The sequence below is a fragment of the Pseudomonas sp. B21-023 genome (assembly GCF_024749165.1).
Taxonomy (GTDB): Bacteria; Pseudomonadota; Gammaproteobacteria; order Pseudomonadales; family Pseudomonadaceae; genus Aquipseudomonas.
Genome location: NZ_CP087190.1, coordinates 5,356,058 through 5,377,855 on the forward strand (window position 1 = coordinate 5,356,058; position 21,798 = coordinate 5,377,855).

The 21,798-nt window shown below is 56.7% G+C and carries 14 protein-coding genes, 6 tRNA genes and 3 rRNA genes; 1 reads left to right on the forward strand and 22 read right to left on the reverse strand.

Annotation, left to right across the window (positions count from 1 at the left end):
- Positions 1-30 precede the first annotated feature (30 nt).
- From rpoB to tyrS, 22 genes are all read right to left on the reverse strand, one after another.
- Positions 31-4,104 (reverse strand): DNA-directed RNA polymerase subunit beta, encoded by a 4,074-nt coding sequence (gene rpoB / locus LOY42_RS24215; protein WP_031314438.1) that lies wholly within the window; start codon positions 4,102-4,104, stop codon positions 31-33.
- 220 nt (positions 4,105-4,324) lie between these two features.
- Complete coding sequence (rplL, locus tag LOY42_RS24220; RefSeq protein ID WP_003255496.1) at positions 4,325-4,690, reverse strand: 50S ribosomal protein L7/L12; 366 nt, start codon at positions 4,688-4,690, stop codon at positions 4,325-4,327.
- Between the two features lie 77 nt (positions 4,691-4,767).
- On the reverse strand, positions 4,768-5,268 hold the full coding sequence (gene rplJ, locus LOY42_RS24225) for a 50S ribosomal protein L10 (RefSeq protein ID WP_023628748.1): 501 nt from the start codon (positions 5,266-5,268) through the stop codon (positions 4,768-4,770).
- Between the two features lie 198 nt (positions 5,269-5,466).
- Entirely contained in the window at positions 5,467-6,162 is a 696-nt protein-coding gene (gene rplA, locus LOY42_RS24230) for a 50S ribosomal protein L1 (RefSeq protein WP_023628747.1), read from the reverse strand.
- Positions 6,162-6,593 carry a 50S ribosomal protein L11 gene (rplK, locus tag LOY42_RS24235; RefSeq protein ID WP_011531881.1) on the reverse strand — a complete coding sequence of 144 codons (432 nt, stop codon included), beginning with the start codon at positions 6,591-6,593 and terminating at the stop codon, positions 6,162-6,164. The genes rplA and rplK overlap by 1 nt, the downstream gene beginning before the upstream one ends.
- A gap of 119 nt (positions 6,594-6,712) precedes the next feature.
- Positions 6,713-7,246 carry a transcription termination/antitermination protein NusG gene (nusG, locus tag LOY42_RS24240; protein ID WP_023628746.1) on the reverse strand — a complete coding sequence of 178 codons (534 nt, stop codon included), beginning with the start codon at positions 7,244-7,246 and terminating at the stop codon, positions 6,713-6,715.
- Between the two features lie 9 nt (positions 7,247-7,255).
- A complete protein-coding gene (secE, locus tag LOY42_RS24245) occupies positions 7,256-7,624 on the reverse strand; it encodes a preprotein translocase subunit SecE (protein ID WP_258599565.1) in 369 nt (122 codons plus the stop codon).
- A gap of 44 nt (positions 7,625-7,668) precedes the next feature.
- Positions 7,669-7,744 (reverse strand) — tRNA-Trp (locus tag LOY42_RS24250).
- 54 nt (positions 7,745-7,798) lie between these two features.
- A complete protein-coding gene (gene tuf, locus LOY42_RS24255) occupies positions 7,799-8,992 on the reverse strand; it encodes an elongation factor Tu (RefSeq protein WP_038707241.1) in 1,194 nt (397 codons plus the stop codon).
- Positions 8,993-9,071: 79 nt separating this feature from the next.
- Positions 9,072-9,147: transfer RNA gene (locus LOY42_RS24260), tRNA-Thr, on the reverse strand.
- 28 nt (positions 9,148-9,175) lie between these two features.
- A tRNA-Gly gene (locus tag LOY42_RS24265) sits at positions 9,176-9,249 on the reverse strand.
- 24 nt (positions 9,250-9,273) lie between these two features.
- Positions 9,274-9,357 (reverse strand) — tRNA-Tyr (locus LOY42_RS24270).
- Positions 9,358-9,509: 152 nt separating this feature from the next.
- A complete protein-coding gene (locus tag LOY42_RS24275; RefSeq protein ID WP_258599566.1) occupies positions 9,510-9,935 on the reverse strand; it encodes a hypothetical protein in 426 nt (141 codons plus the stop codon).
- Positions 9,936-9,946: 11 nt separating this feature from the next.
- Positions 9,947-10,696 carry a pantothenate kinase gene (locus LOY42_RS24280; protein WP_139668113.1) on the reverse strand — a complete coding sequence of 250 codons (750 nt, stop codon included), beginning with the start codon at positions 10,694-10,696 and terminating at the stop codon, positions 9,947-9,949.
- Positions 10,686-11,645, reverse strand: a complete 960-nt coding sequence (gene birA / locus LOY42_RS24285) for a bifunctional biotin--[acetyl-CoA-carboxylase] ligase/biotin operon repressor BirA (protein WP_102684361.1) — start codon at positions 11,643-11,645, stop codon at positions 10,686-10,688. Before birA ends, LOY42_RS24280 begins: the two co-directional genes overlap by 11 nt.
- 179 nt (positions 11,646-11,824) lie before the next feature.
- Positions 11,825-11,940 (reverse strand): 5S ribosomal RNA (gene rrf, locus LOY42_RS24290).
- A 137-nt stretch (positions 11,941-12,077) separates the two neighbouring features.
- Positions 12,078-14,971, reverse strand: a 23S ribosomal RNA gene (locus LOY42_RS24295).
- A gap of 245 nt (positions 14,972-15,216) precedes the next feature.
- Positions 15,217-15,292 (reverse strand) — tRNA-Ala (locus LOY42_RS24300).
- Positions 15,293-15,316: 24 nt separating this feature from the next.
- Positions 15,317-15,393, reverse strand: a tRNA-Ile gene (locus LOY42_RS24305).
- Positions 15,394-15,479: 86 nt separating this feature from the next.
- Positions 15,480-17,016 (reverse strand): 16S ribosomal RNA (locus tag LOY42_RS24310).
- Together the 16S, 23S and 5S rRNA genes with 2 tRNA genes alongside form the textbook arrangement of a ribosomal RNA operon.
- A gap of 611 nt (positions 17,017-17,627) precedes the next feature.
- Positions 17,628-18,847, reverse strand: a protein-coding gene (locus LOY42_RS24315) for an IS3 family transposase (RefSeq protein ID WP_258599081.1) whose coding sequence is annotated in 2 segments (ribosomal slippage) — positions 17,628-18,499 and positions 18,499-18,847 — 1,221 coding nt in all. Because the reading frame shifts where the segments join, the coding sequence is not laid out codon by codon here.
- 118 nt (positions 18,848-18,965) lie between these two features.
- The gene (tyrS, locus tag LOY42_RS24320; RefSeq protein ID WP_258599567.1) at positions 18,966-20,165 is read right to left on the reverse strand and encodes a tyrosine--tRNA ligase; all 1,200 of its coding nucleotides are present in this window, start codon (positions 20,163-20,165) and stop codon (positions 18,966-18,968) included.
- Positions 20,166-20,378: 213 nt separating this feature from the next.
- Here tyrS and LOY42_RS24325 point away from each other — a divergent pair, with 213 nt between their 5' ends.
- Positions 20,379-21,794, forward strand: coding sequence for a peptidoglycan DD-metalloendopeptidase family protein (locus LOY42_RS24325; RefSeq protein ID WP_258599568.1), 1,416 nt, complete (start codon positions 20,379-20,381; stop codon positions 21,792-21,794).
- Positions 21,795-21,798 lie beyond the last annotated feature (4 nt).

Below are 21,798 nucleotides of genomic sequence, written 5' to 3' on the forward strand. Positions count from 1 at the left end.
ATTACCTGCCCACTCCCCTCGCGTCACGTGTTATTCGGTTTCCAGATCGATATCGATACCGAGGGAACGGATCTCTTTGATCAACACGTTGAAGGACTCGGGCATGCCCGGCTCCATACGGTGATCGCCATCCACGATGTTCTTGTACATCTTGGTACGGCCGTTCACGTCGTCCGACTTCACTGTGAGCATTTCTTGCAGGGTGTATGCCGCGCCGTATGCTTCCAGCGCCCACACTTCCATCTCCCCGAAACGCTGACCACCGAACTGCGCCTTACCACCCAGCGGCTGCTGGGTAACCAGGCTGTAGGAACCAGTGGAACGCGCGTGCATCTTGTCGTCCACCAAGTGGTTCAGCTTGAGCATGTACATGTAACCAACGGTCACCGGACGCTCGAACTTGTTGCCGGTACGGCCATCGAACAGCACCATCTGGCCGCTCTCTGGCAGATCTGCCAGTTTCAGCATGGCCTTGATCTCACGCTCCTTGGCACCGTCGAAGACTGGAGTGGCCATCGGCACGCCCTTCTTCAGGTTGTTCGCCAGGGCGATGATCTCTTCGTCGGTGAACTCTTCCAGGTTCTCCTGACGACCACCGATCTCGTTGTAGATCTCGGTGAGGAAGGTGCGCAGTTCAGCGGCTTTGCGCTGCTCTTCGATCATGCGGTCGATCTTCTCGCCCAGGCCCTTGGCCGCGAGGCCCAGGTGGGTTTCAAGGATCTGACCGACGTTCATACGCGAAGGTACGCCCAGCGGGTTCAGTACGACGTCGACCGGAGTACCGTTGGCGTCGTGCGGCATGTCTTCGACCGGCATGATTACCGAGACGACACCCTTGTTACCGTGACGACCGGCCATCTTGTCACCCGGCTGGATGCGACGGCGGATTGCCAGGTAGACCTTGACGATCTTCAGTACGCCCGGAGCCAGGTCATCGCCCTGCTGCAGCTTGCGCTTCTTGTCTTCGAACTTGTCATCCAGCAGGCGACGGCGATCGACGATGTACTGCTGAGCCTTTTCCAGCTGCTCGTTCAGTGCATCTTCGGCCATGCGCAGCTTGAACCACTGGCCGTGCTCCAGACCGTTCAGCACGTCGTCGCTGATCACGGTGCCTTTCTTCAGGCCCGCGCCACCGTCAACCACCTGGCCGTTCAGAGCCGAACGCAGACGCTCGAAGGTCGCGCCTTCGACGATGCGGAACTCTTCGTTGAGGTCCTTGCGGATCTCGTCCAGCTGCATCTTCTCGATGGCCAGGGCGCGGCTGTCGCGCTCGACGCCATCACGGGTGAAGACCTGTACGTCGATGACGGTACCCTTGGTGCCGGTCGGCACACGCAGGGAGGTGTCTTTGACGTCGCTGGCCTTCTCACCGAAGATCGCACGCAGCAGTTTTTCTTCCGGAGTCAGCTGGGTCTCGCCTTTCGGAGTGACCTTGCCGACCAGGATGTCGCCAGCGCCGACTTCGGCACCCACGTAGACGATACCGGCTTCGTCCAGCTTGTTCAGCGCAGCTTCACCGACGTTCGGGATGTCCGCGGTGATTTCCTCTGGGCCAAGCTTGGTGTCACGGGCCACACAGGTCAGTTCCTGAATGTGGATCGTGGTGAAGCGGTCTTCTTGAACCACACGCTCGGACAGGCAGATGGAGTCTTCGAAGTTGAAGCCGTTCCACGCCATGAACGCGATGCGCATGTTCTGACCCAGTGCCAGTTCACCCATGTCGGTGGACGGGCCGTCGGCCATGATGTCGCCACGCGCAACCTTGTCACCCTTGCTGACCAGCGGACGCTGGTTGATGCAGGTGTTCTGGTTGGAGCGGGTGTATTTGGTCAGGTTGTAGATATCCACACCTGCTTCACCAGTCTCGACTTCGTCGTCGGCAACGCGCACGACGATCCGACTGGCGTCGACCGAGTCGATCACACCACCGCGGCGAGCAACCACGCAGACACCGGAGTCACGGGCAACGTTGCGCTCCATGCCGGTACCTACCAGCGGCTTGTCGGCGCGCAGGGTCGGTACAGCCTGACGCTGCATGTTGGAACCCATCAACGCACGGTTGGCGTCGTCGTGCTCGAGGAACGGAATCAGCGACGCGGCAACCGAAACTACCTGCTTCGGCGAAACGTCCATCAGGGTGACGTCTTCCGGCGCCTTGACGGTGAATTCGTTCAGGTGACGAACAGCTACCAGCTCATCGATCAGCTGCTTCTTGTCGTTCATCGCGGCCGAAGCCTGGGCGATCACGTGATCGGCCTCTTCGATGGCGGACAGGAACACGATGTCGTCGCTGACCACGCCTTCCTTCACCACACGGTACGGGCTTTCCAGGAAGCCGTACTGGTTGGTGCGGGCATAGGCCGCCAGGGAGTTGATCAGACCGATGTTCGGACCTTCAGGAGTCTCGATCGGGCACACGCGGCCGTAGTGGGTCGGGTGTACGTCACGGACTTCGAAGCCAGCACGCTCACGGGTCAGACCGCCCGGGCCGAGTGCGGAGACGCGGCGCTTGTGGGTGATCTCGGAAAGCGGGTTGTTCTGGTCCATGAACTGCGAAAGCTGGCTGGAACCGAAGAACTCTTTCACCGCCGCCGCAACCGGTTTGGCGTTGATCAGGTCCTGCGGCATCAGGCCTTCGCTTTCAGCCATAGACAGACGCTCTTTGACCGCGCGTTCAACACGCACCAGGCCAACGCGGAACTGGTTCTCGGCCATCTCGCCGACGCAACGGACGCGACGGTTACCCAGGTGGTCGATGTCGTCGACGATGCCTTTGCCGTTACGGATATCGACCAGGGTCTTGAGGACCTCGACGATGTCTTCCTTGCTCAGCACGCCCGAACCTTCGATCTCGGTGCGACCGATACGACGGTTGAACTTCATGCGGCCAACAGCGGACAGATCGTAACGCTCGGCGCTGAAGAACAGGTTGTTGAACAGGGTCTCGGCGGCGTCCTTGGTTGGCGGCTCGCCTGGACGCATCATGCGGTAGATCTCGACCAGCGCTTCCAGTTGGTTGCTGGTGGTGTCGATCTTCAGCGTATCGGAGATGAACGGACCGCAGTCGATGTCGTTGGTGTACAGCGTCTCGACGCGAACGACCTGGGCCTTGGCGATCTTCACCAGCAGGTCGGTGGTCAGCTCGGTGTTGCACTCGGCAATGATCTCGCCGGTAGCCGGATGCACGATCGCCTTGGCGGTGGTGCGACCCAGTACGTACTCCAGCGGAACGTCCAGCTCTTTCACGCCAGCCTTTTCCAGCTGGTTGATATGGCGCGCGGTAATACGGCGGCCTTGCTCGACGATGACCTTGCCGCTGTCGTCATGGATATCCATGACCGCAACTTCACCACGCAGACGCTGAGGCACCAGTTCCAGGCTGAGTTTCTCGCCGGAAAGGTGGAACACGTTGGTGGTGTAGAAGGTGTTCAGAACCTCTTCGGTGCTGTAACCCAGGGCACGCAGCAGTACCGAGGCCGGCAGTTTGCGGCGACGGTCGATACGTACGAATACGCAGTCTTTCGGGTCGAACTCGAAGTCCAGCCACGAACCGCGGTAAGGGATGATGCGCGCGGAGTACAGCAGCTTACCGGAGCTGTGCGTCTTGCCACGGTCGTGGTCGAAGAACACACCAGGCGAACGGTGCAGCTGGGAGACGATCACACGCTCGGTACCGTTGATAACGAAGGTACCGTTTTCAGTCATCAGGGGAATTTCACCCATGTAGACTTCTTGCTCTTTGATGTCCTTGATCGCTTTATTCGACGATTCCTTGTCGAAGATGATCAGGCGCACCTTCACCCGCAGCGGGACCGCGAAGGTCACACCGCGCAGGACACATTCCTTCACATCGAAAGCCGGCTCGCCCAGGCGATAGCCGACGTACTCCAGGGCAGCATTGCCGGAGTAGCTGATGATCGGGAATACCGATTTGAAGGCCGCATGCAGACCGACGTCGCGGAACTGATCCTTGGATGCTCCCGCCTGCAGGAATTCGCGATACGAATCCAGCTGGATGGCCAGGAGGTACGGCACATCCATGACGTCCGGCAACTTGCTAAAGTCCTTGCGGATACGTTTTTTCTCAGTGTATGAGTAAGCCATCAGCATTCCCCAGCTTGGTCACCTGCTTGTTTGGCATCTCCCGGCGGGAGCAGCCAGAAAATCGTGCAAACCCTTTGGTTTGCGCCACCCTCTTGGGTGTCTTGCAGCTCGTTATCGGGGCCGACCTGATCGGCCACCAATAACGGAAAAAGGCCGGTGGCATAAGCCACCAGCCATCAGCCCTTCGCTTGACGCTCGGGCTGGCATCGCAAAGTCGAAATTACTTCAGCTCGACTTTAGCGCCTGCTTCTTCCAGCTTCTTCTTAGCGTCTTCAGCGGCTTCTTTCGAAACGCCTTCAGCTACAACCTGAGGAGCGCCATCGACTTTCTCTTTGGCTTCTTTCAGGCCCAGACCAGTCAGCTCGCGAACGGCCTTGATCACGTTTACTTTCTTGTCGCCGGCTTCAACCAGAACAACGTTGAACTCGGTTTGCTCTTCAACAACGGCAGCGGCAGCAGCTGGGCCGGCAGCGGCAACAGCAGCGGTAACGCCGAAGGTTTCTTCCATTGCTTTGATCAGCTCAACAACTTCCAGAACGGTTTTCTGGCCGATTGCTTCGATGATTTGCTCGTTAGTCAGAGACATGACTTAAATCCTGTATTGGGGTGACAGCCTACGCAGCTATCAAATTAAACGTATGATTTGAAAGAGTTTCCGGTGCCTTAGGCAGCGGTGGCTTCTTTCTGGTCGCGAATGGCTGCCAGGGTACGGGCCAGCTTGCTGGTAGCGCCTTGAATCACGCTCATCAGCTTCGCGATGGCTTCGTCGCGGGTCGGCAGGGTAGCCAACACGTCGATCTGGTTCGCTGCAATGAACTTGCCGTCAAACGCAGCTGCCTTGATCTCGAACTTGTCCTGACCCTTGGCGAACTCCTTGAACAGACGAGCAGCGGCGCCCGGGTGTTCGTTGGAGAAAGCGATCAGGGTCGGGCCAGTGAAGGCGTCGTTGAGGACACTGAATTCAGTGTCGGCAACAGCGCGCTTGAGCAGGGTGTTACGTACGACACGTACGTATACGCCAGCTTCACGAGCCTCTTTACGGAGTCCGGTCATTGCGCCTACAGTCACACCACGGGCATCAGCCACGACAGCGGACAGAGCGACTTTGGCAGCCTCGTTGACTTCAGCGACGATGGCCTTCTTGTCTTCGAGTTTAATTGCCACGGGTAAAACTCCTGCTTGTTACCGTTTCATCTGGCCGAAGCCGGATGTCGTTTTGGTGTCTGATTCGGTAAGGAACCGGGAGCACCATCTGCGTAGGCTGGTTGTTTAAGGCTTGCGCCGCCTACGGTCTTGGATAGCCCCCGCCAGGCAGGGACCCCAATTTTTGCTGCCGGCGAGCTTACACCCGCCGGCATGGTCTTACACGTCCAGCGAGCTCTGATCGATGATCAGACCTGGGCCCATGGTGGTGCTCAGGGTAACGCGCTTGACGTAGATACCTTTCGAGGAAGCCGGCTTGATACGCTTCAGATCAGCGATCAGGGCTTCAACGTTTTCCTTCAGCTTGCCAGCTTCAAAGCCGATCTTGCCAACGGAGGTGTGGATGATACCGTTCTTGTCGGTACGGTAGCGAACCTGACCAGCCTTGGCGTTTTTCACGGCAGTGGCTACGTCTGGGGTAACGGTACCGACTTTCGGGTTAGGCATCAGGCCGCGAGGACCCAGAACCTGACCCAGCTGACCTACAACACGCATGGCATCAGGCGATGCGATGACGACGTCATAGTTCAGGTCGCCGCCTTTCATTTCGGCAGCCAGATCGTCCATACCTACGCGGTCAGCGCCGGCAGCCAGAGCGGCTTCAGCAGCCGGGCCCTGGGTGAAGACGGCAACACGTACGGTCTTGCCAGTGCCGTGCGGCAGCACGGTAGCGCTACGTACGACCTGGTCGGATTTACGCGGGTCAACACCGAGGTTGACGGCGATGTCGTAGGACTCGACGAACTTGGCAGCAGGCAGCGAGGCCAGCAGAGTTGCCGCTTCTTCGAAGTTGTAGGCCTTGCCTGCTTCGATTTTTTCGGCGATTGCCTTTTGGCGCTTGGTCAGCTTAGCCATTACACACCCTCCACGTTCAGGCCCATGCTGCGGGCAGAGCCAGCGATGGTGCGTACAGCAGCGTCCAGGTCAGCGGCAGTCAGGTCAGCCTGTTTGGCTTTCGCGATGTCTTCCAGCTGAGCACGGGTAACGGTACCGACTTTAACGGTGTTCGGGCGAGCCGAACCACTGGTCAGGCCAGCAGCTTTCTTCAGCAGAACCGAGGCAGGGGTGCTCTTGGTTTCGAAGGTGAAGCTACGGTCACTGTAGACAGTGATGATCACTGGAGTCGGCAGACCTGGCTCTTGACCCTGAGTACGGGCGTTGAAGGCCTTGCAGAATTCCATGATGTTAACACCGTGTTGACCCAGTGCTGGACCAACGGGTGGGCTTGGGTTGGCCTGGCCGGCCTTTACTTGCAGCTTGATGTAAGCCTGAATCTTCTTAGCCATGAGCTACTCCAAAATCGGGTACAAACGCCAGATGGCTCCCCGGATGACTTGCGTTTTATCCCAGTGACGACAAAACCCCGCAGCACATAGGGCTGCGGGGTATGGGATGCTTCGTCCTGCTAGACCTTTTCGACCTGGCCGAACTCGAGCTCCACCGGAGTAGAGCGACCGAAAATGAGCACTGCAACCTGCAGGCGGCTCTTTTCGTAGTTAACCTCTTCGACGGTGCCATTGAAGTCAGCAAACGGACCATCAACGACTCGAACCACTTCACCCGGCTCGAACAACGTCTTCGGCTTCGGCTTGTCACTACCATCGGCAACGCGACGGAGGATCGCCTCGGCCTCTTTATCAGTGATCGGCGCAGGCTTGTCTGCGGTACCACCAATGAAACCCATGACCCGAGGGGTATCCTTGACAAGGTGCCAAGTCCCTTCGTTCATTTCCATCTGGACCAATACATAGCCAGGGAAGAATTTGCGCTCGCTCTTGCGCTTCTGGCCGTTACGCATTTCAACGACTTCTTCGGTCGGGACCAGGATCTCGCCGAATTCGTCTTCCATGCCAGCCAGCTTGACGCGCTCGATCAGGGAGCGCATCACATGCTTCTCGTAACCCGAGTAAGCATGCACTACGTACCAACGCTTAGCCACGGGACACCCTTAGCCAACAATCAAGGAGACCGCCCAACCGAGCAGGGAGTCGAGACCCCACAGCAGCAGTGCCATAACCAGAACAACAGCCACGACAATCAGCGTGGTCTGAGTGGTTTCTTGGCGGGTCGGCCACACGACTTTACGGATCTCGGTCCGCGCTTCCTTCGCCAGCGTGAAGAACGACTTACCCTTCGCAGTCTGCAAGGCAATGAAGCCTGCAACCGCAGCCAGGGCGAGAAGTGCAAGAACGCGGTACAGGATCGGCGAGGCGGAGTAATACTGATTACCCACAACGGCGACAACCACCAAAGCCACTACAGCCAGCCACTTGAACAAGTCGAAACGCGATTCTTGGGCTTCAGTTTTGGGAGTCATCGGGGAGGATCCTGTAAGAAGAAAGCCAATCACACCGAGGTGAATGGCAGGTCAGGAGGGAATCGAACCCCCAACCTACGGTTTTGGAGACCGTCGCTCTGCCAATTGAGCTACTGACCTGTAACGCTGTATCAGGCCGGCCATTATACCGGCCTGATCAAGTAAATCAACTACTTATTCGATAATTTTTGCTACGACACCGGCGCCGACGGTACGACCGCCTTCACGGATGGCGAAACGCAGACCGTCTTCCATTGCGATGGTCTTGATCAGGGTGACAGTCATCTGGATGTTGTCACCTGGCATTACCATTTCAACGCCTTCCGGCAGTTCGCAGTTACCGGTCACGTCAGTGGTACGGAAGTAGAACTGAGGACGGTAGCCTTTGAAGAACGGAGTGTGACGACCGCCTTCTTCCTTCGACAGGACGTAGACTTCTGCGGTGAACTTGGTGTGCGGCTTGACCGAACCTGGCTTGACCAGAACCTGGCCACGCTCAACGTCGTCACGCTTGGTACCACGCAGCAGAACGCCGCAGTTCTCGCCAGCACGACCTTCGTCCAGCAGCTTGCGGAACATCTCAACACCGGTGCAGGTGGTGGTGGTGGTGTCACGCAGACCAACGATTTCCAGGGCGTCCTGAACGCGGACGATACCACGCTCGATACGACCGGTAACAACGGTACCACGACCCGAGATCGAGAATACGTCTTCGATTGGCATCAGGAATGGCTGGTCGATGGCACGAACTGGCTCAGGGATGTAGGCATCCAGAGTTTCTACCAGCTTCTTGACAGCGGTAGTGCCCATTTCGTTGTCGTCTTTGCCTTCCAGCGCCATACGAGCCGAACCGATGATGATCGGGGTGTCGTCGCCTGGGAAGTCGTAGGTGGACAGCAGGTCGCGAACTTCCATCTCGACCAGTTCCAGCAGCTCAGCGTCGTCTACCAGGTCAGCCTTGTTCAGGAAGACCACGATGTACGGAACGCCAACCTGACGGGACAGCAGGATGTGCTCACGGGTTTGTGGCATCGGACCATCGGCGGCCGAGCAAACCAGGATCGCGCCGTCCATCTGGGCAGCACCGGTGATCATGTTCTTCACGTAGTCAGCGTGACCTGGGCAGTCAACGTGAGCGTAGTGACGAATGTTCGAGTTGTACTCGACGTGCGCGGTGTTGATGGTGATACCGCGAGCTTTTTCTTCCGGAGCCGAGTCGATCTTGTCGAACTCAACGACGGCCGAACCGAAAACTTCGGAGCAGACGCGGGTCAGCGCTGCAGTCAGAGTGGTCTTACCGTGGTCAACGTGGCCGATAGTGCCGACGTTAACGTGAGGTAGCGAACGATCAAACTTTTCCTTAGCCATCGATACAGTCCTCCGCAGAAGAAATAGTCATACCGCTGATAAAACAAAGGCAGATATTTTCATATCTGCCTTGTTTATATGGAGCTCTTGAGCGGACTTGAACCGCTGACCTCACCCTTACCAAGGGTGTGCTCTACCAACTGAGCTACAAGAGCGCAACACTTTGTGCAACAACAGCAAACTTGGAGCGGGTAGCGGGAATCGAACCCGCATCATCAGCTTGGAAGGCTGAGGTTCTACCACTAAACTATACCCGCGGAGCTTGCGGCTCTCGCTAAAACTGGTGGAGGGAGAAGGATTCGAACCTTCGAAGCTCTCGCAACGGATTTACAGTCCGTCCCCTTTGGCCGCTCGGGAATCCCTCCAGATGTGGCCGGCATTCTATTTGGCTGCCGCCCCAGTGTCAAGCGTTTTTTCAAATTTTTTCAATCAAATCTGAAACTTAGCTGCTTTGACACTGCCTCCAGATCTACCACCTAAGTGATGTTCCCTGTGAAGCGGGCGCCATTCTATCAAGCTATTCAGCAGTTGCAATACCCTCGCACAAAATAATTTTGTGTTTTAAGTCTTTGAAATCCTTGGAAAGAGTCGAGAGCACAGCTGGGTCCAGCAAACGCTCGCTTTCCTGGGCAACCTTGAGCCATAGCCCCTCGGCACCCGGGAGCTGACCAACCACTGGCAGGGCAGCGATATCCAGACTGACCAGCCGCTGACGCAAGGCCTCGAGTTGCTCGGGCGCAGTCATCCCCCCAACAACCAGACATTCGTCACGGCGTCGGGCGGGCGCCGCAACTCCGGTTTCACGCAACAGGCGGATTTCCTGCTGGGAACCTTTGTACAAAGCCAACGGGGCGACTTCCTTGACCCTCAGGGGAGCTTCCTGCTGATGCCACACGTAATAAAAGACGTTGAGCACAACCAACAGCAGAAACAACCAGCGCATAGTCAGTCACCTCAGTTCAATGGACAGGCCATGGCCAAACCGACGAATACCAGGTCCGGCACGATCCGAGCCTTCGGCGCCGCCTCCTGCACCAAGGGCGCATCTCCACCAGTCAGAAAGACAGTGAAGTCCTCACCCCACATCGCCCTGGCCTGCTCGACCTGGGTACGGGCGAATCCCTGGAGCATCAGCACACAACCACGCTCGACCGCCTCGACGGTCGAGCGCCCCGGCGCCAGGCTGTTCAGGGCGCGCTCGGCCGACGCATCGTCATAGCGAATACGCCGGGTATGGGTACGCAACTGGCTACGCATCAGCGGCATGCCCGGGCAGATGTAGCCACCAAGGTGCTCACCATTGGCCGCGACGAAATCGGCCTTGGCCGCAGTGCCGAAATCGATGACCAGGCAAGCACGCTTGGCCAGGTGATAGGCGCCCAGCGCCCCCAGCCAGCGGTCCATGCCCAGGCGCTGATAATCGTCATAGCCATTGCGCACGCCAGCCATTTCCCTCACAGGCTGGGCCACGTTTGCCTCGACACCGAACGAGGCCTGGATCAGCGCACACAGCGATGAAGTTTCCTCTTCACTGCGTACACTGACCATGCGGCAAGCAGTAAGTCGCAGGCTCGAGAGCCCCGCGACAGCTGCGACCAATGCCTGGTCGGAGTCCACGATGCCACCACCGTTGATGGTGGCGTCGGCTGAATGGATGACGCGCCACTTGATAAAGCTGTTTCCACAATCGAGCTCAAGAATCATCACGCAACCTCAGGCTCAGCTCGCCGCCGCTGAAGCTCTTCTCCACACCATCGACCTCCAGACGCAAGCCGCCCTGACCATCCACCCCCAGCGCGACGCCTTCGATACGCGAGGTGCCCGCGACAAGTGAAACTTTACGCCCCTGCCAAAGATGCGCCTGTTCCCATTCTTCCTGGAACGCAGCGAAACCATAGCGGCGATGGCGACCAAGCTCGTGCTGCAACTGCTGGCTGAGCACCGCCACCAGGTGGTTGCGATCCACCAATTGCCCAGCTTCGCCGCGCATAGAGGCCCATTGCTGATCGATCTGTTCGTTGCCCTGCATGTTTACATTGATACCAATACCCAGCACTACATGGCAGACGTCCGCAGGATCCCCGACCAGCTCCAGGAGGATCCCGGTGATCTTGCGCCCGCCGGCAAGGACATCGTTGGGCCACTTGAGCCCCACATCCTTTAGCCCGAACGCCTGCAGTGTACGCATTACCGCCAGGCCGACCACCAGGCTTAAACCCTCGAGCTGACGCATGCCACCATCGATGCGCAAGACCAGGCTGTAATAGAGGTTTTCGGCAAAAGGACTGACCCACGGGCGCCCGCGCCGACCGCGACCTGCACTCTGGCGCTCGGCCAGCACCAGAAACGGCGCAGCCTGCCCTTGCGCGACCAGCCTCAGCCCTTCGGCATTGGTGGAGTCGATGGTTTCGTGAATGAACACCGGCCACGGCTCGCCCTGGGAGAACTTGGCGATCGCCTGCGCTTCGAGCAGGTTCAACGGCGCCGCCAGCTGATAGCCGCGGCCACGGACCTTGTGAATGGTCAGGTTCAGTTCGCTCTCCAGGTGCTGCAGCTGCTTCCAAACGGCGCTGCGACTCACCCCAAGGGCGGCCCCCAGGGCTTCTCCGGAATGGAACCGGCCATCCTTGAGGAGGTTCAACAACTTCAGCATGCCAATCTCGACTCGAAATAAGGCTGGCATGATAGCCACGCCCCGAGGGCTTGCATAGGAAAAGGGCTACCGTTGGCATTGCAGGCGACGCGCTCCTACAAGGGAGCGCATCGACTTGCCAAAAGCACAAAAGACAAAACCCCTACCTGCTCGCGCAGATAGGGGTTTTGCGAAATGAATCTTGACGATGACCTACTCTCACATGGGGAAACCCCACACTACCATCGGCGATGCATCGTTTCACTACTGAGTTCGGGATGGGATCAGGTGGTTCCAATGCTCTATGGTCGTCAAGAAATTCGGTTGCCAGTACGTCCTTGCAGACATGCCAGCCAATTCGGATATGCGATATTTGTGGTTCGTCGCGAACTTTCGGTTCGTTTCGTCTTCACCACCACAATTTGGCCTCAGCGCAAATTGCTTGGGTGTTATATGGTCAAGCCTCACGGGCAATTAGTATTGGTTAGCTCAACGCCTCACAGCGCTTACACACCCAACCTATCAACGTCGTAGTCTTCGACGGCCCTTCAGGGAGCTCAAGGCTCCAGTGAGATCTCATCTTGAGGCAAGTTTCCCGCTTAGATGCTTTCAGCGGTTATCTCTTCCGAACATAGCTACCCGGCAATGCCACTGGCGTGACAACCGGAACACCAGAGGTTCGTCCACTCCGGTCCTCTCGTACTAGGAGCAGCCCCTCTCAAATCTCAAACGTCCACGGCAGATAGGGACCGAACTGTCTCACGACGTTCTAAACCCAGCTCGCGTACCACTTTAAATGGCGAACAGCCATACCCTTGGGACCGGCTTCAGCCCCAGGATGTGATGAGCCGACATCGAGGTGCCAAACACCGCCGTCGATATGAACTCTTGGGCGGTATCAGCCTGTTATCCCCGGAGTACCTTTTATCCGTTGAGCGATGGCCCTTCCATACAGAACCACCGGATCACTAAGACCTACTTTCGTACCTGCTCGACGTGTGTGTCTCGCAGTCAAGCGCGCTTTTGCCTTTATACTCTACGACCGATTTCCGACCGGTCTGAGCGCACCTTCGTACTCCTCCGTTACTCTTTGGGAGGAGACCGCCCCAGTCAAACTACCCACCATACACTGTCCTCGATCCGGATAACGGACCTGAGTTAGAACCTCAAGGTTGCCAGGGTGGTATTTCAAGGATGGCTCCATGAGAACTGGCGTCCCCACTTCAAAGCCTCCCACCTATCCTACACAAGCAAGCTCAAAGTCCAGTGCAAAGCTATAGTAAAGGTTCACGGGGTCTTTCCGTCTAGCCGCGGATACACTGCATCTTCACAGCGATTTCAATTTCACTGAGTCTCGGGTGGAGACAGCGCCGCCATCGTTACGCCATTCGTGCAGGTCGGAACTTACCCGACAAGGAATTTCGCTACCTTAGGACCGTTATAGTTACGGCCGCCGTTTACCGGGGCTTCGATCAAGAGCTTCGCTTGCGCTAACCCCATCAATTAACCTTCCGGCACCGGGCAGGCGTCACACCCTATACGTCCACTTTCGTGTTTGCAGAGTGCTGTGTTTTTAATAAACAGTCGCAGCGGCCTGGTATCTTCGACCGGCGTGGGCTTACGCAGCAAGTGCTTCACCCTCACCGGCGCACCTTCTCCCGAAGTTACGGTGCCATTTTGCCTAGTTCCTTCACCCGAGTTCTCTCAAGCGCCTTGGTATTCTCTACCTAACCACCTGTGTCGGTTTGGGGTACGGTTCCCAGTTATCTGAAGCTTAGGAGCTTTTCTTGGAAGCATGGCATCAACCACTTCGCGCTCTAATGAGCACTCGTCATCAGCTCTCGGCCTTGAGATCCCGGATTTGCCTAAGATCTCAGCCTACCACCTTAAACTTGGACAACCAACGCCAAGCTGGCCTAGCCTTCTCCGTCCCTCCATCGCAATAACTGGAAGTACAGGAATATTAACCTGTTTTCCATCGACTACGCTTTTCAGCCTCGCCTTAGGGACCGACTAACCCTGCGTCGATTAACGTTGCGCAGGAAACCTTGGTCTTTCGGCGTGCGAGTTTTTCACTCGCATTGTCGTTACTCATGTCAGCATTCGCACTTCTGATACCTCCAGCAAGCTTCTCAACTCACCTTCACAGGCTTACAGAACGCTCCTCTACCGCATCACCAAAAGGTGATACCCGTAGCTTCGGTGCATGGTTTGAGCCCCGTTACATCTTCCGCGCAGGCCGACTCGACTAGTGAGCTATTACGCTTTCTTTAAAGGGTGGCTGCTTCTAAGCCAACCTCCTAGCTGTCTAAGCCTTCCCACATCGTTTCCCACTTAACCATGACTTTGGGACCTTAGCTGACGGTCTGGGTTGTTTCCCTTTTCACGACGGACGTTAGCACCCGCCGTGTGTCTCCCATGCTCGGCACTTGTAGGTATTCGGAGTTTGCATCGGTTTGGTAAGTCGGGATGACCCCCTAGCCGAAACAGTGCTCTACCCCCTACAGTGATACATGAGGCGCTACCTAAATAGCTTTCGAGGAGAACCAGCTATCTCCGAGCTTGATTAGCCTTTCACTCCGATCCACAGGTCATCCGCTAACTTTTCAACGGTAGTCGGTTCGGTCCTCCAGTCAGTGTTACCTAACCTTCAACCTGCCCATGGATAGATCGCCCGGTTTCGGGTCTATACCCAGCGACTAAAGCGCCCTATTAAGACTCGCTTTCGCTACGCCTCCCCTATTCGGTTAAGCTCGCCACTGAATATAAGTCGCTGACCCATTATACAAAAGGTACGCAGTCACCTAACAAAGTAGGCTCCCACTGCTTGTACGCATACGGTTTCAGGTTCTATTTCACTCCCCTCTCCGGGGTTCTTTTCGCCTTTCCCTCACGGTACTGGTTCACTATCGGTCAGTCAGTAGTATTTAGCCTTGGAGGATGGTCCCCCCATGTTCAGACAAAGTTTCTCGTGCTCCGTCCTACTCGATTTCACTGGCAAGAGATTTTCGTGTACGGGGCTATCACCCACTATGGCCGCACTTTCCAGAGCGTTCCACTAATCTCAAACCAGCTTAAGGGCTGGTCCCCGTTCGCTCGCCACTACTAAGGGAATCTCGGTTGATTTCTTTTCCTCAGGGTACTTAGATGTTTCAGTTCCCCTGGTTCGCCTCTTGCACCTATGTATTCAGTACAAGATAACCAGCTTATGCTGGCTGGGTTCCCCCATTCAGAGATCTCTGGATCACAGTCTGTTTGCCGACTCCCCAAAGCTTATCGCAGGCTACCACGTCTTTCATCGCCTCTGACTGCCAAGGCATCCACCGTATGCGCTTCTTCACTTGACCATATAACCCCAAGCAATCTGGTTATACTGTGAAGACGACATTCGCCGAAAATTCGCACGTCGCTCTTTCGAGCAGAACTCACAAATTTTACCTTAGCCTGATCCACCCGCAGTGAAACGGGTGTTCAGTCTATTTCTATCACATATCCGAATTTTTAAAGAACGATCTGACAAAAGTCAGAAATCAACATTCATCGCCGAATGTTCATTTCTAAGTTCTGAGCAGTGCTGCGAAACCTGAAAGAGTGGTGGAGCCAAGCGGGATCGAACCGCTGACCTCCTGCGTGCAAGGCAGGCGCTCTCCCAGCTGAGCTATGGCCCCATTTGACCAGCCGCACCAAGTAATTGGTAGGTCTGGGCAGATTTGAACTGCCGACCTCACCCTTATCAGGGGTGCGCTCTAACCAACTGAGCTACAGACCTATAACAGGGTCGCGTTACAGCATCGTCTTTACACAATGAATCAAGCAATTCGTGTGGGAGCTCATCAGCAGGCTGATGTCTTCGATTAAGGAGGTGATCCAGCCGCAGGTTCCCCTACGGCTACCTTGTTACGACTTCACCCCAGTCATGAATCACACCGTGGTAACCGTCCTCCCGAAGGTTAGACTAGCTACTTCTGGTGCAACCCACTCCCATGGTGTGACGGGCGGTGTGTACAAGGCCCGGGAACGTATTCACCGCAACATTCTGATTTGCGATTACTAGCGATTCCGACTTCACGCAGTCGAGTTGCAGACTGCGATCCGGACTACGATCGGTTTTGTGAGATTAGCTCCACCTCGCGGCTTGGCAACCCTCTGTACCGACCATTGTAGCACGTGTGTAGCCCAGGCCGTAAGGGCCATGATGACTTGACGTCATCCCCACCTTCCTCCGGTTTGTCACCGGCAGTCTCCTTAGAGTGCCCACCATAACGTGCTGGTAACTAAGGACAAGGGTTGCGCTCGTTACGGGACTTAACCCAACATCTCACGACACGAGCTGACGACAGCCATGCAGCACCTGTGTCAGAGTTCCCGAAGGCACCAATCCATCTCTGGAAAGTTCTCTGCATGTCAAGGCCTGGTAAGGTTCTTCGCGTTGCTTCGAATTAAACCACATGCTCCACCGCTTGTGCGGGCCCCCGTCAATTCATTTGAGTTTTAACCTTGCGGCCGTACTCCCCAGGCGGTCAACTTAATGCGTTAGCTGCGCCACTAAAATCTCAAGGATTCCAACGGCTAGTTGACATCGTTTACGGCGTGGACTACCAGGGTATCTAATCCTGTTTGCTCCCCACGCTTTCGCACCTCAGTGTCAGTATCAGTCCAGGTGGTCGCCTTCGCCACTGGTGTTCCTTCCTATATCTACGCATTTCACCGCTACACAGGAAATTCCACCACCCTCTACCATACTCTAGCTCGCCAGTTTTGGATGCAGTTCCCAGGTTGAGCCCGGGGCTTTCACATCCAACTTAACGAACCACCTACGCGCGCTTTACGCCCAGTAATTCCGATTAACGCTTGCACCCTCTGTATTACCGCGGCTGCTGGCACAGAGTTAGCCGGTGCTTATTCTGTCGGTAACGTCAAAACAGCAAGGTATTAACTTACTGCCCTTCCTCCCAACTTAAAGTGCTTTACAATCCGAAGACCTTCTTCACACACGCGGCATGGCTGGATCAGGCTTTCGCCCATTGTCCAATATTCCCCACTGCTGCCTCCCGTAGGAGTCTGGACCGTGTCTCAGTTCCAGTGTGACTGATCATCCTCTCAGACCAGTTACGGATCGTCGCCTAGGTGAGCCATTACCTCACCTACTAGCTAATCCGACCTAGGCTCATCTGATAGCGCAAGGCCCGAAGGTCCCCTGCTTTCTCCCGTAGGACGTATGCGGTATTAGCGTTCCTTTCGAAACGTTGTCCCCCACTACCAGGCAGATTCCTAGGCATTACTCACCCGTCCGCCGCTGAATCAAGGAGCAAGCTCCCGTCATCCGCTCGACTTGCATGTGTTAGGCCTGCCGCCAGCGTTCAATCTGAGCCATGATCAAACTCTTCAGTTCAATACTGCTTGGGTTTTTAAGAAACCCTAAACTTGGCTCAGCAATCTCAAATGACTATGTGATTTCTCGCATGGCCACTTGTGATGCTGATAATCTTGGCGACTATCAGTCCGTACTCACAAGCACCCACACGAATTGCTTGATTCAATTTGTTAAAGAGCGTTTGGCCAAGAGCTTTTCATCTCAACCGAGGCGCGCATTCTACGCTTTCCTCATTTGCTGTCAAGCGTTTATTTTGAAGTATTTTGCGAGAAACCCGTTCAACTTCAAACACTTGACTCGCTGCGATCTCTCGTAGCGGGAGGCGAATCATACAGCGTTACAACCTGCTGTCAACTGCCTTTTTCACCGCTGCCGACCAGATGACCGAAGCACTTCCGACACTACCTGAAACACTCAACTTATTGATTAACAAGAGGTTTTGCGTTTCGACTACGTCGGAAGTGGGGCGCATTATAAGGGGATCTGAAACCCCGTCAACCGTTAATTTCATAAAAATCAAAAAGATCGCGCCAGGTGCCCGCCGACGCCCTACCACCCTGACACCTATATAAGAAGCGCTTGTCTAGTCCTGAAATAGGTTTACACCTGTTCAGGTAGGCCGACAGACCTCAAAACGCCCGATGCACCGCATCGGGCGTTTTGTTTTTCAGGGCCATATGAGGCCGTTCTGTGTTGTAGATCTGCACTGCCTCATCAACCATCTTCCTCGCCTGCTCAAGATCTTCAGGGATCCTCAACAACAGCTCCGTCTTGAGGATTCCGTTGATGCGCTCCGCCAGCGCGTTCTGATAACAGTCATACCCATCAGTCATGGAGCACTGAACGTCGTGCCGTTGGTGCAGTGACTGGTACAGCGTCGAGCAGTATTGGATGCCTCGATCCGAATGATGGACTAATGGCTGGCGACGACGTCGCTTTCGTAAGGCCTGCTTGAAGGCTTGCGCCACTGACTCGGCATGCAGGCTTTCATGGACGTGGTGGCCAACAATTTTCCTGGAGTACGCATCCGTTACCAGGCTCAGATACAGCGGGCCGTTACGTGCGGGCAGATAAGTAATGTCGGCAACCCAGACGTGCTCTGGCCTTGTCGGTACGACTTGGCTTGGGCCGGGCTTAAGTAAGTTGGGATGACGGTAGAAGCGATGAAAGCTCTGCGTTGTCTTGTGATACGCCCGCTTAGGCAGCACTAGCAAGCGGCGCTCACCCAAGACCTGGAAAAGCCTGTCTCGGCCGAGCTGGACTCGTCTGTCAGGTTGGCAATGCAGCAGATAGTGCAGCTTGCGTGTACCCAGACGAGGCTGGCGCATCCGGATTTGCTGTACGAACTCAACCACTCGATCCGTCTGGCGCTCTTTGTCATCAGCGGCTTGGTTGCGCTTGTAGTATGCCTGTCGACTGATGCCTAGAAACTGACAAGCCCTGGCAATGCTCAGTCCTGCGACTTGACCTTGCGTGAGGACTTGCCGGATCGCTTTTTTACGACCGATACACCGTAGTCATTTTTCAGAACATCAACGACCGTCTCAAAGAACTGAGCCTTCTGACTCATCAGCTCAAGCTGCTGCTCAAGCTCTTTGATTCGCTGCTCTGGAGTGAGCGTTTTGGGGTCAGACATCGCGCAGCTCCTCTCGTCGCGGATCGAGGCCCCCTGGCTCCAATCCTGCCGACCGTGCTTACGCAACCATACCAGAACCGTAGATTTTCCTTGGATGCCGTACCGCTCCCGGGCCTGGGTGCAGGTCAGCTCGCCTTTTTCGATCTGATCGACCACTGCCAATTTAAAAGACAGCGAGTAATCACGCTGTGTGCGCTTTACACCTTGATCCATCTGACTCTCCGGAAATTCGGGATGGGAGGTGTAAACCTTATTCAGGACGGGACAGCTAAAGCAAAAGCGGGGAGGCCTACCGGCCTCCCCGCTTCTATATAGCTACGCCTGCAGGCAATCACTCAGCCTTGAGGGTAACCCGAGCAAACGCCTTCTTGCCCGCCTGGCACACGTGGGTCGCGCCGAGCACAAACATGAAGTCACGGTCGACCACCTCACCATCCACCTTGACCGCGCCTGCGCCGAGCAGATCCCGCGCCTGTGCCGAGTTTTTCACCAGGCCAGCCCGGTTCAGCACGGCGGCGATCGGCAGATTTTCAGCAGCGGCCACTTCGATCTCCGGCAGGTCTTCTGGCAGCTCGCCTTCCTTCATGCGGTTACCCGCAGCACGGTGCGCATTGGCCGCAGCCTCTTCACCATGGAAACGCGCCACGATTTCCTCGGCCAGCTTGATCTTGATGTCACGCGGGTTGGCGCCGTTCTCGACATCCGCCCGGAACTGATCGATCTCTTCCATCGAACGGAAGCTCAGCAGCTCGAAGTAACGCCACATCAAGGTATCGGGAATCGACACAAGCTTGCTGTACATCACCCCAGGGGCTTCCTGGATGCCGACATAATTGCCCAGCGACTTGGACATCTTCTTCACGCCATCCAGCCCTTCAAGCAGCGGCATGGTGACGATGCTCTGCGCCTCCTGGCCATAGGCGCGCTGCAGCTCGCGCCCCATCAGCAGGTTGAACTTCTGGTCGGTGCCACCCAGCTCGACATCGGCCTTCAAGGCAACGGAGTCGTAACCCTGCACCAGCGGATAGAGAAACTCATGGATCGCGATTGGCTGGTTGGTGGTGTAACGCTTGTCGAAGTCATCGCGTTCGAGCATGCGCGCCACGGTGTACTGCGAGGCCAGGCGAATAAAGTCGGCAGGCGTGAGCTTGTCCATCCAGGTGGAGTTGAACGCCACCTCGGTCTTCGCCGGGTCGAGAATCTTGAAGACCTGCTGCTTGTAGGTCTCGGCGTTGTCGAGCACCTGCTCGCGGGTCAGCGGCGGGCGAGTAGCGCTCTTGCCGCTCGGGTCGCCGATCATGCCGGTGAAGTCGCCGATCAGGAAGATGACCTGGTGGCCCAACTCCTGGAACTGACGCAGCTTGTTGATCAGCACCGTGTGCCCCAGGTGCAGGTCGGGCGCGGTTGGGTCGAAGCCCGCCTTGATGCGCAGCGGCTGGCCGCGCTTGAGCTTCTCCACCAGTTCCGACTCGACCAATACCTCTTCCGCACCGCGCTTGATAAGCGCCAGCTGCTCTTCAACCGACTTCATAGACAGACCCGCAACGCTAGGATTCAAGGGGAGCCAACCATACAAGATCGGCCATCAAATACAAGTTTCGCAACGGATTGTGACCCGAACGGCGCACCGCAACGTCTATGCGCCCTTGCGTGAGAATGGATTTGGTTATATTTTATACAGTTATTTCATCTTCATCATGTCATTCATCTTTTCCATTTCACCTTTTTCAAAGTCACCTTATCTATGACCAACGAAACGCCTAAAGCGCCCCCGCTTTATCCGAAAAGCCATCTGTTGGCCGCCAGCGGCATCGCCGCCCTTCTCAGTCTGGCTTTGCTGGTATTCCCGTCCAGCGAAGTGGAAGCCAAGAAAACCACCCTCAGCCTGGAGCTGGAAAGCCCGGCCGAACAGCTCAAGGACGAGTCTCGCGGCGCCCCGCTGGTACAGGCCGAGCAGAACAGCGACTCACCCTTCGCTCAGATCGAAGGTGCAGAACCCGAAACCGCCAAGGCGGAACCCGCTCCAGCCCCTGCGGCAAAACCGGAGGACAAGGCCCCGGGTCACCGCGAAGTGGTCGTCAGCCGCGGCGATACACTCTCGACCTTGTTCAACAAGGTCGGCCTGCCTGCCAACGTCGTTCACGACGTACTGGCCAGCAACAAGCAGGCCAAGCAGTTCAGCCTGCTCAAGCATGGCCAGGTGCTGCAATTCGAGCTGGACAAGGACGGCCAGCTGGCAAGCCTGCACAGCAAAGTCAGCAACCTCGAGACCATCCGCCTGAACCGCACCGACAAGGGCTTCGCCTTCGAGCGCGAGGTCAGCAAGCCGGTGGTGCGCACCGCCTACGCCCACGGCGTGATCAAGAGCTCGCTGTCCGCCTCCGCCCAGCGCGCTGGCCTGTCCCACAGCATGACCATGGACATGGCGCGCATCCTCGGCTACGACATTGATTTCGCCCAGGACATCCGCCCGGGCGACGAATTCGACGTGGTCTATGAGCAGAAGATGATGGACGGCAAGGTGGTCGGCACCGGCAACATCCTCTCCGCCCGCTTCACCAACCGCGGCAAGACCTACACCGCCGTGCGCTACACCAACAAGCAGGGCAACACCAACTACTACACCGCCGACGGCAACAGCCTGCGCAAGGCGTTCATCCGTACCCCGGTGGATTTCGCCCGCATCAGCTCGCGGTTCTCTGCCGGCCGCAAGCACCCGATCCTCAACAAGATCCGCGCGCACAAGGGCGTGGACTACGCCGCGCCACGCGGCACGCCGATCAAGGCTGCAGGCGACGGTCGCATCGAACTCGCCGGCCGCCGTGGCGGCTACGGCAACACCGTGATCATCGCCCACGGCAACTCGTACAAGACGCTCTATGGCCACATGCAGGGCTTCGCGAAGGGCATCAAGACCGGCTCCAGCGTCAAGCAGGGGCAGATCATCGGCTACATCGGCACCACCGGCCTGTCGACCGGCCCGCACCTGCACTACGAGTTCCAGGTCAATGGCGTGCACGTCGACCCACTGAGCCAGAAGGTGCCGATGGCCGACCCGATCGCCAAGGCCGAGCGCCAGCGCTTCAACCAGCAGAGCCAGCCCCTGATTGCCCGCATGGATCAGGAAAAGGCCACTCTGCTCGCAGCCAACAAGCGCTGAGCCC